Origin of the sequence: Acetobacter okinawensis (genome assembly GCF_002153655.1) — a bacterium.
GTDB classification, from domain to species: Bacteria; Pseudomonadota; Alphaproteobacteria; order Acetobacterales; family Acetobacteraceae; genus Acetobacter; species Acetobacter okinawensis_A.
The window spans coordinates 242,837-257,024 of sequence record NZ_JOPJ01000006.1 but is presented as its reverse complement, the minus strand read 5'-3'; the positions used below and the strand labels follow the sequence as shown (position 1 = coordinate 257,024).

The 14,188-nt window shown below is 60.2% G+C and carries 16 protein-coding genes; 10 read left to right on the top strand and 6 right to left on the bottom strand.

What is annotated here, in order from left to right; all coding sequences use genetic code 11:
- Positions 1-183 precede the first annotated feature (183 nt).
- Complete coding sequence (locus HK26_RS03945) at positions 184-1,164, bottom strand: Gfo/Idh/MocA family protein (protein WP_086638550.1); 981 nt, start codon at positions 1,162-1,164, stop codon at positions 184-186.
- Positions 1,165-1,414: 250 nt separating this feature from the next.
- Here HK26_RS03945 and secD point away from each other — a divergent pair, with 250 nt between their 5' ends.
- Entirely contained in the window at positions 1,415-2,980 is a 1,566-nt protein-coding gene (secD, locus tag HK26_RS03940; protein WP_180539303.1) for a protein translocase subunit SecD, read from the top strand.
- A gap of 18 nt (positions 2,981-2,998) precedes the next feature.
- Positions 2,999-3,946: a protein translocase subunit SecF gene (secF, locus tag HK26_RS03935; RefSeq protein ID WP_086638548.1), complete on the top strand. Its 948-nt coding sequence runs from the start codon at positions 2,999-3,001 to the stop codon at positions 3,944-3,946.
- A 60-nt stretch (positions 3,947-4,006) separates the two neighbouring features.
- Here the strand turns inward: secF and HK26_RS03930 are convergent, their stop codons facing one another.
- Together HK26_RS03930 and mscL are read right to left on the bottom strand one after the other, a co-directional pair.
- Entirely contained in the window at positions 4,007-4,405 is a 399-nt protein-coding gene (locus HK26_RS03930) for a hypothetical protein (protein ID WP_086638547.1), read from the bottom strand.
- Between the two features lie 89 nt (positions 4,406-4,494).
- Positions 4,495-4,986: a large conductance mechanosensitive channel protein MscL gene (gene mscL, locus HK26_RS03925; protein WP_086638546.1), complete on the bottom strand. Its 492-nt coding sequence runs from the start codon at positions 4,984-4,986 to the stop codon at positions 4,495-4,497.
- 304 nt (positions 4,987-5,290) lie between these two features.
- Between mscL and rpmE the strand changes: the two genes are divergently transcribed.
- From rpmE to HK26_RS03910, 3 genes are all read left to right on the top strand, one after another.
- Positions 5,291-5,521: a 50S ribosomal protein L31 gene (gene rpmE, locus HK26_RS03920; RefSeq protein ID WP_086638545.1), complete on the top strand. Its 231-nt coding sequence runs from the start codon at positions 5,291-5,293 to the stop codon at positions 5,519-5,521.
- Positions 5,522-5,696: 175 nt separating this feature from the next.
- Complete coding sequence (locus HK26_RS03915) at positions 5,697-6,242, top strand: Hsp20 family protein (RefSeq protein ID WP_257640843.1); 546 nt, start codon at positions 5,697-5,699, stop codon at positions 6,240-6,242.
- Positions 6,243-6,448: 206 nt separating this feature from the next.
- Entirely contained in the window at positions 6,449-7,039 is a 591-nt protein-coding gene (locus HK26_RS03910; protein ID WP_086638544.1) for a DUF1013 domain-containing protein, read from the top strand.
- Positions 7,040-7,099: 60 nt separating this feature from the next.
- Here HK26_RS03910 and HK26_RS03905 read toward each other — a convergent pair whose 3' ends face one another.
- A complete protein-coding gene (locus HK26_RS03905; RefSeq protein ID WP_081774700.1) occupies positions 7,100-7,264 on the bottom strand; it encodes a YdcH family protein in 165 nt (54 codons plus the stop codon).
- Between the two features lie 229 nt (positions 7,265-7,493).
- Between HK26_RS03905 and HK26_RS03900 the strand changes: the two genes are divergently transcribed.
- From HK26_RS03900 to HK26_RS03890, 3 genes are read left to right on the top strand one after another with little or no spacing between them, the layout of a single operon-like run.
- Positions 7,494-7,700, top strand: a complete 207-nt coding sequence (locus HK26_RS03900; protein WP_025824960.1) for a YdcH family protein — start codon at positions 7,494-7,496, stop codon at positions 7,698-7,700.
- A 44-nt stretch (positions 7,701-7,744) separates the two neighbouring features.
- Positions 7,745-8,296, top strand: a complete 552-nt coding sequence (gene purE / locus HK26_RS03895) for a 5-(carboxyamino)imidazole ribonucleotide mutase (RefSeq protein WP_257640842.1) — start codon at positions 7,745-7,747, stop codon at positions 8,294-8,296.
- Entirely contained in the window at positions 8,293-9,465 is a 1,173-nt protein-coding gene (locus HK26_RS03890) for a 5-(carboxyamino)imidazole ribonucleotide synthase (RefSeq protein WP_086638543.1), read from the top strand. The genes purE and HK26_RS03890 overlap by 4 nt, the downstream gene beginning before the upstream one ends.
- A 39-nt stretch (positions 9,466-9,504) precedes the next feature.
- Here the strand turns inward: HK26_RS03890 and HK26_RS03885 are convergent, their stop codons facing one another.
- On the bottom strand, positions 9,505-10,230 hold the full coding sequence (locus HK26_RS03885; protein WP_086638542.1) for a JAB domain-containing protein: 726 nt from the start codon (positions 10,228-10,230) through the stop codon (positions 9,505-9,507).
- Positions 10,227-10,991: a JAB domain-containing protein gene (locus HK26_RS03880; protein ID WP_086638541.1), complete on the bottom strand. Its 765-nt coding sequence runs from the start codon at positions 10,989-10,991 to the stop codon at positions 10,227-10,229. The genes HK26_RS03885 and HK26_RS03880 overlap by 4 nt, the downstream gene beginning before the upstream one ends.
- Before the next feature lie 46 nt (positions 10,992-11,037).
- Here HK26_RS03880 and HK26_RS03875 point away from each other — a divergent pair, with 46 nt between their 5' ends.
- Both HK26_RS03875 and HK26_RS03870 read left to right on the top strand, forming a co-directional pair.
- A complete protein-coding gene (locus tag HK26_RS03875) occupies positions 11,038-13,263 on the top strand; it encodes an ATP-dependent helicase (RefSeq protein WP_086638540.1) in 2,226 nt (741 codons plus the stop codon).
- Complete coding sequence (locus tag HK26_RS03870; RefSeq protein ID WP_086638539.1) at positions 13,263-14,177, top strand: 50S ribosomal protein L11 methyltransferase; 915 nt, start codon at positions 13,263-13,265, stop codon at positions 14,175-14,177. The genes HK26_RS03875 and HK26_RS03870 overlap by 1 nt, the downstream gene beginning before the upstream one ends.
- Positions 14,178-14,188 lie beyond the last annotated feature (11 nt).

The following is a 14,188-nucleotide window of genomic DNA, read 5'->3' as shown; positions in this document are numbered from 1 at the left end:
GCTCTCCGGTTTTTACGAACGATGATGGGGTTTGTGCCGTGGCTTGGCCAGACACACCATATGTCGCGTTTCTTACTCTACTTTGCCCCCATATCTAGATTTTTTTTTGCCCAATTTGACCAATTTTAGACTTGCTCTTTCAAAAACGGCTGTTTCCTCCCGCTTCCTCAGCGCCCTCTTTTTTCAACGCCCCCGGATCAGCCCGGACTGCTCCATAAGAGCGCGCGAGGAGGCAATACCATCCGCCACGGCCAGAGCCGCGGCCAGAGCGCGCCGCCCGGCCAGCGCATCCACCACAACGGGGGCCCCATGCACACAGGAGGCAACAAACGCCTGATGCTCCGCAAACAGCGAATCATGCTCCTTCCAGCTTATGCTCTCACGCCGGAAGCCATCGGTGCCCGGCAGCGGCAGACCGCGCTCGCGCCCGATCATGCTCAACTCCCGCTTTACAAAATCGGCGGACAGATACCCTTCTTCGGAAAAAAGGCGCATCCGCCGCTCGGTTTTGAGCGATATGCGGCTGGCGGTAATGGTGGCCACGCAGCCGTTTTCAAACCGTACGCGCGCATTGGCGATGTCCTCATGAGCGGAGCTGACCGCCGCACCCAGCGCATCCACCTGCGCAATAGGGCTGTCCACAATGGCCAGAACCAGATCCAGATCATGGATCATCAGGTCCAGAATAACCGACACATCCGTCCCACGCGGTTTGTAGGGCGCTATGCGCGTGGCCTCTATGTAGAGTGGCCGGGTAATGCGCCGGGTTATGGCCTCATGCTCGGCGGAATAGCGCAGCAGATGCCCGACCTGGCAGACAAGCCCACTCTGCTGCGCAAGCGTGACCAGCATGTCCGCCTGCTCAAGCGTTGCCGCCACCGGCTTTTCCACCAGCACATGCCGCCCTGCCCGCAATGCGCGCACGGCCAGATCGAAATGAAATTCCGCAGGAGCCGCCACCACCACAGCATCGGACTGGGCAAGCAGGGCATCCACGTCCGCAACGGCGGGGCAGCCTGCCTCCCGCGCAACAAGTTGGGCACGGGCGGGGTCTGGGTCAAACAGGCCGGACAGGCTCTCGCCCGGTACGTCGCGTATTTTCAGGGCATGGTACCGCCCAAAATGCCCTGCCCCAATAACCCCTACACGCAGCGTTGTGCTCATCTGTTACCGCCCTTGCCTGATGTGGCCAGTTTTTGGCCCCATCAAGGCGTAGCAGGCCCACACCCGAATGCAAACAAGCCGCCCTGTTGCGGCACATCTGCCATGCCCACCCCCATTTGCCGCCGGGTGATGCGCCAGAGCCACGCGAAATGAACGAAAAAGCACGGTAATCCACCCATAAACGCGCGAACGGGTTGCATCTGTTGGGGTTGGGCGGCATGTTCCGGGCAGCAAAACTGCAAGCGATCAGGTGAGAATGTATTACAGCCGCCTCAAACTGGCCTCGGTACTGGGCGTATGCCTTTTAGGCCTGCTGCTGTGCCTGCCCAACGGCATGCGCAAGCCGCTCCCTTCCATACCATGGCGACAGATCCATCTTGGACTGGATCTGCGGGGCGGTTCCTACCTGCTCATGCAGGTTGATCTGCAAAGCCTGACCCATGACAGGTTGCAGACCCTCTCCGAGAACATGCGCGATGCGCTGCTTGGTGCGCATCTGGGCTACCAGAACATTACGGTCGATGCGGCCAAGGCCACCATCACCTTTACCCCCCGCTCCGCAGCCGAGGCTGATGCGGATGTGGCGGCCCTGAACGCCCTGCCCCGCGCCGTTACAAACGAGTTCAGCGTCAGCAAGCGTGAAGATGGCAGCATTGCTCTGGTGCTGGCACCCGAATCCATTCGCACCCGTGCGCGTGAGGCCGTTACCCAGTCGATCGAAATCGTGCGCCGCCGTATTGACGGCACAGGCGCCGTTGACCCCGAAATTACCCGTCAGGGTGATGACCGCATTGTTGTGGAACTCCCCGGCATCAGCGATCCGGACCGGATCAAGGCGCTGCTGGGCACCACTGCCAAGATGAGCTTCCATCTGGTAGACGCCAATCCGCTGCACGCAACCTACCCACCACAGGGTGTGAGCCTGCTCCAGATGGCCGACCCGGCGGACGGTGGCCCCCTGCCCGTTTTTGACCATGTGGATGTCGATGGCTCCGACCTGACCAATGCAGGAGCGGTCATTGACCAGCAGAGCGGCAAATGGGCGGTCAGCTTCTCTTTCGATTCGATTGGCACACACGCTTTTGCTGCCGTGACGCAGGCCAATGTGGGCAAGCGATTCGCCATTGTGCTGGATAACAAGATTATCGAAGCTCCGGTGATCATGAGCCCCATAACCGGGGGCAATGGCCAGATTACCGGCGGGTTTGATGCCCAGAAGGCAACAGACCTTGCCCTTATGCTGCGCGCAGGCGCACTGCCCGCCCCGCTGAGCGTTATTGAGCAGCGCTCCATTGGCCCATCCTTGGGGGCGGACTCCATCCGCGCAGGGATGATCAGCCTTGCTGTCGGCTTTGTTATGGTCGTGGTCTTTATGGTGCTGTTCTACGGCCGCTTTGGCTGGTACGCGGACTTTGCCCTGCTAGCCAACCTTGTGCTGATGGTAGCCATTCTCTCGCTCTTTGAGGCCACGCTGACCCTGCCGGGTATGGCGGGCATGCTACTCACACTCGGTATGGCCGTGGACGCCAACATCCTTATTAACGAACGCATCCGCGAGGAAATCGGCCGTGGGCGCACCCCACTGGCCGCGATGCAGACAGGGTTTGAAAAAGCAACATCCACCATTGTGGACAGTAACGCCACGGCCCTGCTGGCCCATGTGATGCTGTTTGTGTTTGGCACAGGCCCGGTCCGTGGGTTTGCACTCACCATTACCATTGGCATTGTGACCACCCTGTTCACCACCCTGCTGCTCTCCCGCATGCTTATGGCCCGCTGGTACGCGCGTACGCGCCCCACCAGCCTGCCTGTTTGAAGAAACGAGGCGCTACTTATGTTCGGACGTCCTCTTCTGCGTTTTGTCCGCAAGGATACGCACATCAACTTCATGCGCGGCCGCTATATGGGGCTGATCGTCTCGGCCGTGCTCTCGCTGGCATCACTCGTTCTGTTCTTCCACCCCGGTCTGACACTGGGGCTGGATTTTAGGGGCGGGATTGTGGTGGAAGCCCAGACCACCGGCCCGGCAGACTTTGCCAAAATCCGTACGGCTCTGGCCGAACACGGGGTGCAGCATGCCTCCTTCCAATCCTTTGGTTCGGCCAATGACGTGCTGATCCGCCTGGATGCAGGCTCGGAGCAGGATACGCAGGCCATTGTGGACAAGGTGCGCCACACCGTGGCAGAGGCCCTGCCCGGCACCACCATCCTGCGTGCTGATGCGGTGGGGGCCTCGGTCTCGGCCGAGCTGTTCCGCAATGGTATGCTGGCTCTTGCCCTCAGCCTTGCCATGATTCTGGGCTACATCTGGTTCCGGTTCGAATGGGAATTCGCACTGAGTGCTGTGATCACGCTGGTGCTCGACCTGACCAAGACAGTCGGCTTTCTGGTGATTACCGGCTTTGAGTTTGATCTGGTCATGGTCGCCGCCATTCTGACGATTCTGGGCTACTCTACCAATGACAAGGTGGTGGTCTATGACCGCGTGCGTGAAAACCTGCGCAAATACCGGACCATGCCGCTCATCGACCTGATAAACCTGTCCATTAACGAGACGCTGAACCGCACACTGGGGACCTCCTCCACGGTCTTTCTGGCATCTCTGCCATTGGCTCTGTGGGGCGGGGCGACCTTGTCGGGTTTTGCATGGACCATGCTGTTTGGCATTGTTGTTGGTACGTCCTCCTCCATCTTTATTGCAGCACCGCTACTGCTGTTCATGGGAGAAGGCCGCCTGAAACGGGGTGCGAAAAGCGGCAAGGCCGCAACCCCCGCGACCTGAGAGCGAACTGCCCTGAACATAAAAAAACGGAGCCATCAGATGGCTCCGTTTTTTTATGCCTTATCGGCCAGTTGGCGGAGAGGAAGCACCCGCTGGCAACATCACAACGCTGCGGCCCGGCGTATCGGGCTGGTCAAGCGTTGCCAAAAAATCTTCCACCTTCTGTCCGGCCACAATGAGCGTGCTGTTGTTTGGATGGTCGCGAAAAAGCAGAATGGCTCCCAGAGCCGCACGGTCTGCCGTCACTATATTGACAATCTGCGGCAAGGTCATGGTGCCGCTCATCAACTGCCCGCGAGCCATGCCGTTGGCTATGGCGTAACTATAAAGCAGCGTACTGGGGGTCTGCTCCACCCGGAGCTGGTATGGTGCACTCTGGCACCCCGCAAGGGCGGCCAAGCCAGCCATGGCGGCAAAAAACGGCGCTTTACGGGCAAAATGGAATACAGGACGCATCATGGTGAGAAGCCTAGCCCATATTCCACCAGCCGAAAACACGGGCTACACACCACCAAGGCGCAACCCGTGTTGACAAGCCTGCCTGTACCTCAGCCCTGAGTAGTGGACTGCGCGTTGTTCCGCGCAACAAGTTCATCACGGATTTCGGTCAGGAGCACTTCCGTCGGGCTGGGGGCGGGAGGTGCTGCGGGCTTTGCCTCTTCACGCACATGCAGGCGGGTCAAAGCCTTGACCATCCAGAAAATGGCCATGGCCACAATCAGGAACTGGATAACGGCGTTTACGAACAGGCCAAGGTTAAGGGTAACAGCCCCTGCCTTTTGTGCAGCTTCCAGCGTTGTCTCGTGCGGGCCTTTAAGGGTGACGAACAGATTGGAAAAATCAATCCCGCCGACCAGCAGACCGATGACCGGGTTGAACACATCCTTGACCAGACTGTTCACAATGCCCGTAAACGCGGCACCAATGACCACACCAACGGCCAGATCGACCACATTGCCACGCATGATAAAGGTGCGGAATTCACCTACCCAGCTTGGTGCGCGCACATGCGCCTTGAGGTCAGTTTTAAGGTCAGCCATAAATTATTGTCCTGTTTTGATCGGATTTTATACAAAAGATATTCAACTCTGTATCCGCCAGAGTTGCTGTTTCTCAAGTCTTACTTGTCGAAACATTAAAAAATCTTTGTGTCACGGGCCAGTAAACAGCACAGCCTGTACCCGCACCCTGCACGCAAGCTCCGCAAAAGCCACGGCAGAACGCCGATCAGGGGTAAAAGATACGCAATCAACGGTTGATCCGGCTCGCGCATACCGTTATATGCACGGCAATTCGGCCCGGTCGGTATCGGGCCTTCGTATGCTGTAAAGAAAGACCTGCCCCATGAAGTCCGGCATTCACCCCGAATACCACGAAATCACCGTCATCATGACCGACGGCACGGAATACACCACCCGCTCCTGCTACGGCAAAGCTGGTGACACCATCCGTCTGGACATTGACACCAAGTCCCATCCGGCGTGGACCGGCGTTCAGCGCATCATGGACACCGGGGGCCAGGTCGCCAAGTTCAACAAGCGCTTTGCAGGTATTGGCACCCGTTCCAAGGGCTGATCTTTCAGTCCTGTTGTGTGTCTGTGGCCCCGCCCTCTTGAAAAAGGAGGCGGGGCTTTCCACGTTTGGAGCATGGTTGACGCCCCATTGGGTCAGCCAGACAGAACTGCCCCCGACAGGCCGCCTTTATGGGACCTGCTCAGCGGCAGAACCTTGCTGAACGAGGAGGTTCCACATGACTTACGATTTTGCGCCCCTGTTCCGTACCGCCATCGGCTTTGACCGTCTGGCACAGGTTATGGACACCGCAGCCCGCAACACCGGCACACCCAGCTACCCCCCTTACGACATTGCCAAGACCGGGAGCGACAGTTACGCCCTGACCATGGCGGTCGCGGGCTTTGCACCGGAAGATATTGAACTGCTGGTCCAGGACGGCACACTTGTTGTGTCCGGCCGTGTAAGCGCCCCACAGAACGAGGGCGAAGTGCTGCACCGCGGCATAGCCCGCCGCGCCTTTGAGCGCCGCTTTGCGCTGGCTGACCACGTGGAGGTCACGGGGGCGGACATGAATAACGGCCTGCTCCGCATTAGTGTCCGCCAGATTGTGCCCGAGGCACTCAAACCACGGCGTATTCCGGTCAATGCGGGGCAAAGCACAAGCCAACCCGCAGCGACATCCGCCGGGCAGCCCCGGCCAACTGGTGCGCCCTTTGCCCCTAACCCAACGGTTGTAACAACCGATACCGCACGCAACCCGCCCGTGCCAAATGCGGCCTGAACCCGCCGTATAAACCCAATAAGGGGGAGGAACTCAGCTTTCTCCCTCTTTTGTTGTGCTTTTGCGGCTTGACCTGAGCAGGCTGCTCCCTCCATATCGGGGGCATAGATGCGCGTCGGCAGGCACGCAGGCTTCGGAAGAGGTTCCAGGCCGTCAATTTTACCGGTGCCTGCGTGAGCGCCGCCCGACGACAGGATAGAAGCCAAATGACGACCTTACCCTTGATGCCAAAAGCAACCGCTGTGTGGCTGATCGAAAAGACCGCGCTCAGCTTTGAACAGATTGCCGCTTTTTGCGGGATGCACCCATTGGAAGTGCAGGCCATTGCCGATGGTGAGGTCGCTCAGGGCATTGTCGGGTACGACCCCGTTGCCAACCACCAGCTTGCCATTGAAGAAATTCGCCGTTGTGAGGCCACGCCCACCGCACGGCTGAAAATTCTGGCCACCAACAACCCCGTACGCCGCCGCTCAAAGGGGGCGCGCTATACGCCGGTTGCCAAACGCCATGACCGTCCGGACGGCATTGCCTTCCTGCTGCGCAACTACCCACAGCTGAGCGAACAGCAGATTGTTAAACTGCTGGGCACCACCAAGGACACCATTGCCAAGGTGCGTGACAAGCAACACTGGAACACACCCAACATCAAACCGCGTGACCCGGTGACCGTTGGCCTGTGTAGCCAGACCGACCTGAACGCAGCCGTAGCCGATGCCAATGCACGCCTTGAGCGTGAAGGGGCGGAAATCCCGGTACCGGCACTGGACGCGGGCGATCTTGATTTTTCTGCTGAATAAAATCCTACCGGTTCAGCCTGCCACGTGCGCACATGCGGCAGGCTGAACCACGTTGCGTTTTTAGCCCGCCAGCCGCTCTATTTCTTCCTTGATCCTGAGCTTTTGCAGCTTCAGGCACATCAGAACCCGCTCGTCCGGTCTGGGCCTGCCCCCTTCGGAAGCAATTTTCTGGTCAATATGGAAATGGCGATGTTTGAGGGACTCTATCCTTGCTAGGCGCGCCATGGCTGCCTCCATTCGGTTAGTGACTCTTTTACGCTAGCGTACAGACGGCCAAAAATTTCATGCTATTTTCATATTCCACCGAATACCGATATGCGCTGCACACATGGAACTTTTTCCTGTTTGCGCATACTGGCTTGGCAATGCATGGTTGGTAAACCGCAGCATAAGTGCGACAACAGACCATCCGATTGAATGCACGAGTCAGATGCACACAGGGAGAACCAGCGCCATGATGCAAGACCGCGAGTCACTACTGGGGCAACTTCTTGAACTGCGAAGCGAGCATCGGGATCTGGATACGGTCATCAACAGGATGACCAACGAGACAACTTTTATCGACCAGCTGTACCTTCAACGGCTCAAAAAACGGAAATTACTGCTCAAAGACCGCATAACACGGGTTGAAAGCCAACTGATACCCGACAATATTGCCTGACTTTGCAACAGGACCAGACAAGCAAGACCGGATACCCTACCCCTGTGAACACAACAGCCCCCCAGACCACCACCACCCACACGGCAGACAGCAGCACGGCCAACGCCGCCCCCAAGGTCGGCATTATCATGGGAAGCCAGTCTGACTGGGAAACCATGCGCCACGCCGATGCCATTCTGAACGAATTTGGAATTCCGCACGAAACGCGTATCGTGTCCGCCCACCGTACCCCGGACCGGCTGGCTGACTATGCCCGCACGGCGGCAGAACGCGGGTTATGCGTGATTATTGCTGGCGCTGGTGGTGCTGCACATCTGCCGGGCATGTGTGCAGCATGGACCCGCCTGCCGGTGCTGGGCGTCCCTGTGGAATCCCGCGCACTCAAGGGCATGGACAGCCTGCTCTCAATCGTGCAGATGCCCGGCGGGGTGCCGGTTGGCACACTGGCCATTGGCGCTGCCGGGGCCAAAAATGCTGCCCTGCTGGCAACCTCCATTATGGCCCTGCAAAACCCCGAACTGGCCGCACGGCTGGACGCATGGCGCGCGGTGCAGACCGCATCGGTTGCAGATACTCCGGTAACAGAAAACGAATGACCCACACACCCGCAGCCCTGCCCCCCAATGCTGTTATTGGCATTGTGGGCGGGGGGCAGCTTGGCCGCATGTCTGCCGTAGCAGCCTCACGACTGGGCTATAAAACACATATTCTTACACAGGATGCACACGGCCCGGCTGCTCAGGTCTGCAACGCCGTAACCCTTGGCGCGTATGATGACCCCGCAGCGCTGGACAGCTTTGCAAAAGCGGTTGACGTTGTCACCTTCGAATTTGAGAACATCAGTGCCGATGCGCTGGACCGGCTGAGCAGGCATTGCCCTGTTCGTCCCTCCGGCCATATCCTGCGTATCAGTCAGGACCGGCTGGCGGAAAAGACCTTTCTGGCGTCCGCTGGTGTGCCTCTGGCGCCGTGGCATGCGGTTACAGACCATGCCACACTGCATGAGGCCGCCCGCAAACTGGGTTTTCCGCTCATTCTCAAGACCACCCGTAACGGGTACGATGGCAAGGGCCAGCGCCGCGTTTACTCCGAGGCGGAGCTGGAGGATGCGTTTGCAGCCCTTGCCCCCCACCCGCTGGTAGCCGAAGGCATGGTTGATTTTGCCTGCGAGCTGAGCGTGATGGTCGCACGCGGCACAGACGGCACAACCCGCTGCTTTGACACGGTTCTGAACCACCATTGGCACGGCATTCTGGACCTGACACTCGCACCCGCCCCTGTGGCGGAGAACATTGCCCATGAAGCTGGCAGACTAGCCGCCCTGATTGCCGAACAGTTTGATCTGGTCGGGGTTATGGGTGTGGAAATGTTCCTTGTGCGCGATGGCTCGCTAATGGTGAACGAAGTTGCCCCACGCCCCCATAATTCAGGCCACTGGACTATGGATGCCTGCGCGCAGGACCAGTTTGACATGCACATCCGTGCCGTGGCGGGCCTGCCCCTGCCCCCGGCCAGCCGCCACTCCGATGCGGTGATGAAAAATCTGGTCGGGCCGGAAGACATGGCCCTGTGGCCTGCCATTCTGGCCAATCCGGGCCATATTCCCCACCTGTACGGTAAAAAAGACGCCCGCGTGGGCCGCAAGATGGGGCATGTGAACATCCTGTTCCCATTTGGCGCACTTCCCGGCGAATGGGGCATACAGGCAGCCCTTGGCCCACTGGCCACCAAATGCGCAGCCCCACCCGCTGCGGACGAAGACTAAGCACGCCAACCACCCTCCGAACATGCGGGAGGCAGGCAGCTACAGCAGCCCAGCCTCCTTCATGCTCAGGACATGGTCCCGGCCGACAATCAGATGGTCTGCCACCTGTAAGCCAACAATATGGGCTGCGGCCACAATCTGCCCTGTCATGCTAATATCTTCGGCCGAGGGCATGGCGTCCCCGCTTGGGTGGTTGTGCACAAGCACAAAACTACCAGCCCGCAGGGCCAGTGCACGCCGCACAATCTCACGCGGGTAAACGGGGGCATGGTCCACCGTGCCGCGCCCGAGCAGTTCATCTGCTATCAGTCTGCCTGCCCCATCCAGAAACAGCACGCGCATCTGCTCGGTTTTTTCCCGCCCCAGCAGGGCCAGCAAATAGGCGTTCAGGGCTGGCCGCTCGGCAAGCACGTTGCCGCGCTGCAAGCGGGCGCGGTGCAGGCGGTGTGCACTCTCCCGCACAAGGAGCAGCAACACACGCGCCCCTTCAGGCAGGTGGCGCACGCTCCCTTCGCCCTGCGCAACAGCCAGCAGCACAGCCGAGAGCGTACCATATTCCGCGACAAGGGCACTCGCCTGCACCAATGCCGTGGGAGCACGCGGGGCGTGCGCGGCCTCCAGCAACGTGGCCAGACAGTGCACATCGTCCATCTTATCCGGTGCGGCACCTCCCTGCTGTAGGGGCCGCAGAGCCGTTATCTGCCCAGAGCCCGCAAAAAAAGCGGAGGCATCGGCCACGCCCGGCTCGGTCGGGGGGCGGCTCACCAGTCTGCTACCATCTGGCGGGCACTCACCCACTCTGCCCGCCCGACCACCAGATGGTCATGCAGGCTGACAGCCAAAAGCGGGGCGGCCTGACGCATGGCCGTAACAAACGGCATACCAGCTTGCAGGATTGCCCCCACATCCTGCCCGTTTGCGGCCAGATACACGCTGACAACCGCGCAGGCCTGCACCTCCAGCGCGCGTTGCAGAACATGGGCTACGGCCTGACGCACAGCCTCTGGGTCGGGCACACGTGCTGGCCACACCAAAGGCTCATCCACCAACAGGGTGTTGCGGCTGTCCAGCAGCAGCACGCGCATCTGCGGGGCTTCCTCCGCTTGCAAAACTATATGGCAATGCCGCACAAGGCTGTCCCAGTCGCCCATATAGGTGCGCCCGGCCCGGCCGTCCTGCACCAGATGGGCCGCAACCTCGGGCACATGCGCGCAGAGTGCCGCCGCCCCCTTCGGCACCCCGGCAGAATGCAGGCGCGCAGCACCGGATTCGAGAGCGGCGGAAAAAGACCCGAACTGGTTTATCAGGTTTTTGGCCATCGGCTTGGTATCGCGCCGGGGCACACCGTAAAACAGCAGCATTTCCAGCAGTTCGTAATCAGCCAGCCCCTGCGCACCATGGGCCAGCACTCTCTGGCGCATGCGTTTGCGGTGCCCCGCAGGCCCGGTGGAAGCAAAAACAGCTCCCCCCTCCCCGCACTCCTGTGCGTTTGCCGGGGGGGCTGGCGGCAGCTTTGCTTTTGCCATCAACATTGCTCCGATTGGCCTAAGGCGGACATCACTATATAAGGGAATGGTGACAACATTCGAGCCCCCCTCTCACCCCACCTCCGATGCCGCCCCCCAGAGCGGTACCTCCTACCTTGCGCGCCTGAACCCCGAGCAACGCGCGGCCATTGAGACAACAGATGGCCCCCTGCTGGTTCTGGCTGGTGCAGGAACAGGCAAAACACGTGTGCTTACCACACGTTTTGCCCATATTCTGCTCACAGAGCGCGCAAAACCATGGCAGATTCTGGCCGTGACCTTTACCAACAAGGCCGCGCGGGAAATGCGCGAGCGTGTGGCAACGCTCCTTGGCGCACCGGCAGAAGGGCTGTGGCTTGGCACCTTCCACGCTCTGTGTGCGCGCATGCTGCGCCGCCACGCGGAATATGTGGGCCTGACCCAGAGCTTTACCATTTTAGATACAGACGACCAGCTACGCCTGCTCAAGCAGGTTATGGAGCCGTGGCAGATAGACACCAAGCGCTGGCCCGCCCCCGGCCTGCTTGGCGTTATCCAGCGCTGGAAGGACCGCGGGCTTACCCCGGAGCGCGTCACACCTTCGGAAGATACAGACTTTGCAAACCACCACGCCCGCGCCATTTACGAGGCTTATCAGGCCCGCCTGAAGCAACTGAACGCCTGCGATTTTGGCGACCTGATGCTCCATGTGACCGAAATCCTGCGCACACGCCCCGATATGCTGGCCCAGTACCACCGCCTGTTCCGCTATATTCTGGTAGATGAATACCAAGACACCAACACCGTGCAGTATCTGTGGCTGCGCCTGCTGGCCAAACAGGCCAATGGCACGGCCAACATCTGCTGCGTGGGGGATGATGACCAGTCCATCTACTCCTGGCGTGGAGCAGAAGTGGAAAACATCCTGCGGTTTGAAAAAGACTTCCCCGGTGCGCAGATCGTACGGCTGGAACGCAACTACCGCTCGACCCGGCATATTCTGGGAGCCGCTGCGGGCCTGATTGCCCATAACGGGGAACGGCTTGGCAAAACCCTGCGCTCCGGCCGCGATGACCCATCGGATGGGGAGAAGGTGCTGGTCACCAGCGTGTGGGATTCGGATGCAGAGGCCCGCAGTGTGTGCGACATGGCCGAGCGCCTGCACCACAAGGGCCAGTCTCTGGCGGAAATGGCCATTCTGGTCCGTGCAGGCTTCCAGACCCGCGCGTTTGAGGAGCGGCTGGTCCAGACCGGCCTGCCCTACCGCATTGTCGGGGGTGTACGCTTTTACGAGCGGGCAGAAATCCGCGATGCGCTAGCCTATATGCGCGTTGTCAGCCAGCCTGCGGATGATCTGGCGTTTGAGCGGATCATCAACGTGCCCAAACGCGGCGTTGGCCCCGCCAGCCTGCAAAAGCTGCGCGAGGCCACTCGTTTTGCCGCAACGCCCCTAAGCAGCGCTACCGAGAGCATGCTCAATACCGGCCAGCTTAAAGGCAAAATGGCCGATCAGTTGCGCACGCTCATCAACGCCCTGAACACCACGCGCGACATTATGGCGCGCGACGGGCATGTGCTGGCAATCGAGCATCTGCTGGAAGAGAGCGGCTACCTTGAAATGTGGCGTCTGGACCGCTCGCCCGAAGCCCCCGGACGGTTGGAAAACCTGAAGGAGCTGGTGCGCGCTCTGGCCGATTTTGGCACGCTGGGCGAGTTTTTGGAGCATGTCTCCCTTGTGATGGAAACAGACGAAAAAGCACAGGACGCCAAGCTCTCGATCATGACACTCCACGGCGCCAAGGGGCTGGAGTTTGACACGGTGTTCCTGCCCGGCTGGGAGGAAGGTGTCTTTCCCTCCCAGCGCACGCTTGATGAAGGCGGGCTTAAAGGGCTGGAGGAAGAGCGGCGTCTTGCCTACGTGGGCATTACGCGCGCGCGCAAGCAGGCCATGATCTTCCATGCGGGGAGCCGCCGCATTTATGCCAACTGGCAGCCCTCCATGCCCAGCCGTTTTCTTGAAGAACTGCCGGACGAGCATATCAGCCGCAAGAATGAGGGCGGAGCCGCCCGCCGCGGCCTGTTTGCCGAAGAAAGCCTGTTTGACAACGGCCCCGTTATGGCGCGGCGCAAACGCACCCCCGAGGCCGAACCCGCTTTTGCTCTGGGCGAGCAGGTGCGCCACCCCCGCTTTGGTGTGGGGATCGTGATTGCGGCTGACCGCAACCATCTGGAAATCGCGTTTGAAAACGCAGGTACAAAACGACTTCTTTCCTCCTTTATCGAGAAATTATAATGGCCCATCCGACCCGCCGCCACGCCACCAGCCTGGAAACCATTTCCGTTACCGTGCCCGAAGCCGCCGTAGAAGCGTATGAAAACGCAATCGGCAGCGTCTGCACTACCGTTGGTATTTTTGAAGCCAACCCCGAAGGCACACTGTGGCGCGTGGAAGGGGTAAAAGACACAGGCCACATGGAGGACGAACTGGGACTGGCCCTTATGCTGGCCGAGTTGACCAGTGGCGTACCCGCCCCCCTTGAGCGGGCGGCAACAGAGGCCGAGGGCTGGCTTGCCCGCACGTATGAGGCTTTTCCCGAACAAAAAGTTGGCAAGCGCTTTGTGGTCCGTGGCACCCACCTGCCCGACGCGGAGGAAGCCACACGCATTGTGCTAACGCTGGATGCAGGCGTTGCCTTTGGCTCGGGCGAGCATGGCTCCACCCGTGGCTGCCTGCGCGCACTGGAGCGCGTGGCCCACCGCCACCCCCGCCGTATTCTGGACCTTGGCTGCGGCACCGGCATTCTGGCCATGGCCGCAGCAGCCCTGCTGCACCAGAAGGTGCTGGCCGTGGATATTGAGCCATGGTCTGTCCGTGTCTCTGCCGAGAACGCGCGGCGCAACCGGCTGAACCGCGCATTGACCTGCCGCCTTGGCAATGGCTGGCAAACTCCCGCCATTCGCAAAAACGCCCCTTATGATCTGGTTTTTGCCAATATTCTTGCCCGCCCACTCTGCCTTATGGCCAAGGACCTGGCACAGGCACTCGCCCCCGGTGGCACGGTCATTCTGGCGGGGCTGCTGCAAACACAGGTGCGCATGGTGCTGGCTGCCCACCGCAGGCAGGGGCTGGTGCTTGAACAGGTCCTGACCGAAGGGGACTGGGCCACGCTCATCCTGCGCCGCCCCGCCGGGACTTTTTCTGTCTGACGTGCCGCCAT

Bases quoted from the DNA above. Each gene is read 5' to 3' on its own strand.
- secF (WP_086638548.1), top strand. From the start codon at position 2,999: ATGTTCGGACGTCCTCTTCTGCGTTTTGTCCGCAAGGATACGCACATC.
- HK26_RS03905 (WP_081774700.1), bottom strand. From the start codon at position 7,264: ATGGCGCGCCTAGCAAGGATAGAGTCCCTCAAACATCGCCATTTCCAT.
- HK26_RS03930 (WP_086638547.1), bottom strand. From the start codon at position 4,405: ATGATGCGTCCTGTATTCCATTTTGCCCGTAAAGCGCCGTTTTTTGCC.
- HK26_RS03890 (WP_086638543.1), top strand. From the start codon at position 8,293: ATGACCCACACACCCGCAGCCCTGCCCCCCAATGCTGTTATTGGCATT.
- HK26_RS03900 (WP_025824960.1), top strand. From the start codon at position 7,494: ATGATGCAAGACCGCGAGTCACTACTGGGGCAACTTCTTGAACTGCGA.
- HK26_RS03915 (WP_257640843.1), top strand. From the start codon at position 5,697: ATGACTTACGATTTTGCGCCCCTGTTCCGTACCGCCATCGGCTTTGAC.
- mscL (WP_086638546.1), bottom strand. From the start codon at position 4,986: ATGGCTGACCTTAAAACTGACCTCAAGGCGCATGTGCGCGCACCAAGC.
- HK26_RS03875 (WP_086638540.1), top strand. From the start codon at position 11,038: ATGGTGACAACATTCGAGCCCCCCTCTCACCCCACCTCCGATGCCGCC.
- HK26_RS03880 (WP_086638541.1), bottom strand. From the start codon at position 10,991: ATGGCAAAAGCAAAGCTGCCGCCAGCCCCCCCGGCAAACGCACAGGAG.
- HK26_RS03870 (WP_086638539.1), top strand. From the start codon at position 13,263: ATGGCCCATCCGACCCGCCGCCACGCCACCAGCCTGGAAACCATTTCC.
- HK26_RS03945 (WP_086638550.1), bottom strand. From the start codon at position 1,164: ATGAGCACAACGCTGCGTGTAGGGGTTATTGGGGCAGGGCATTTTGGG.
- HK26_RS03910 (WP_086638544.1), top strand. From the start codon at position 6,449: ATGACGACCTTACCCTTGATGCCAAAAGCAACCGCTGTGTGGCTGATC.
- rpmE (WP_086638545.1), top strand. From the start codon at position 5,291: ATGAAGTCCGGCATTCACCCCGAATACCACGAAATCACCGTCATCATG.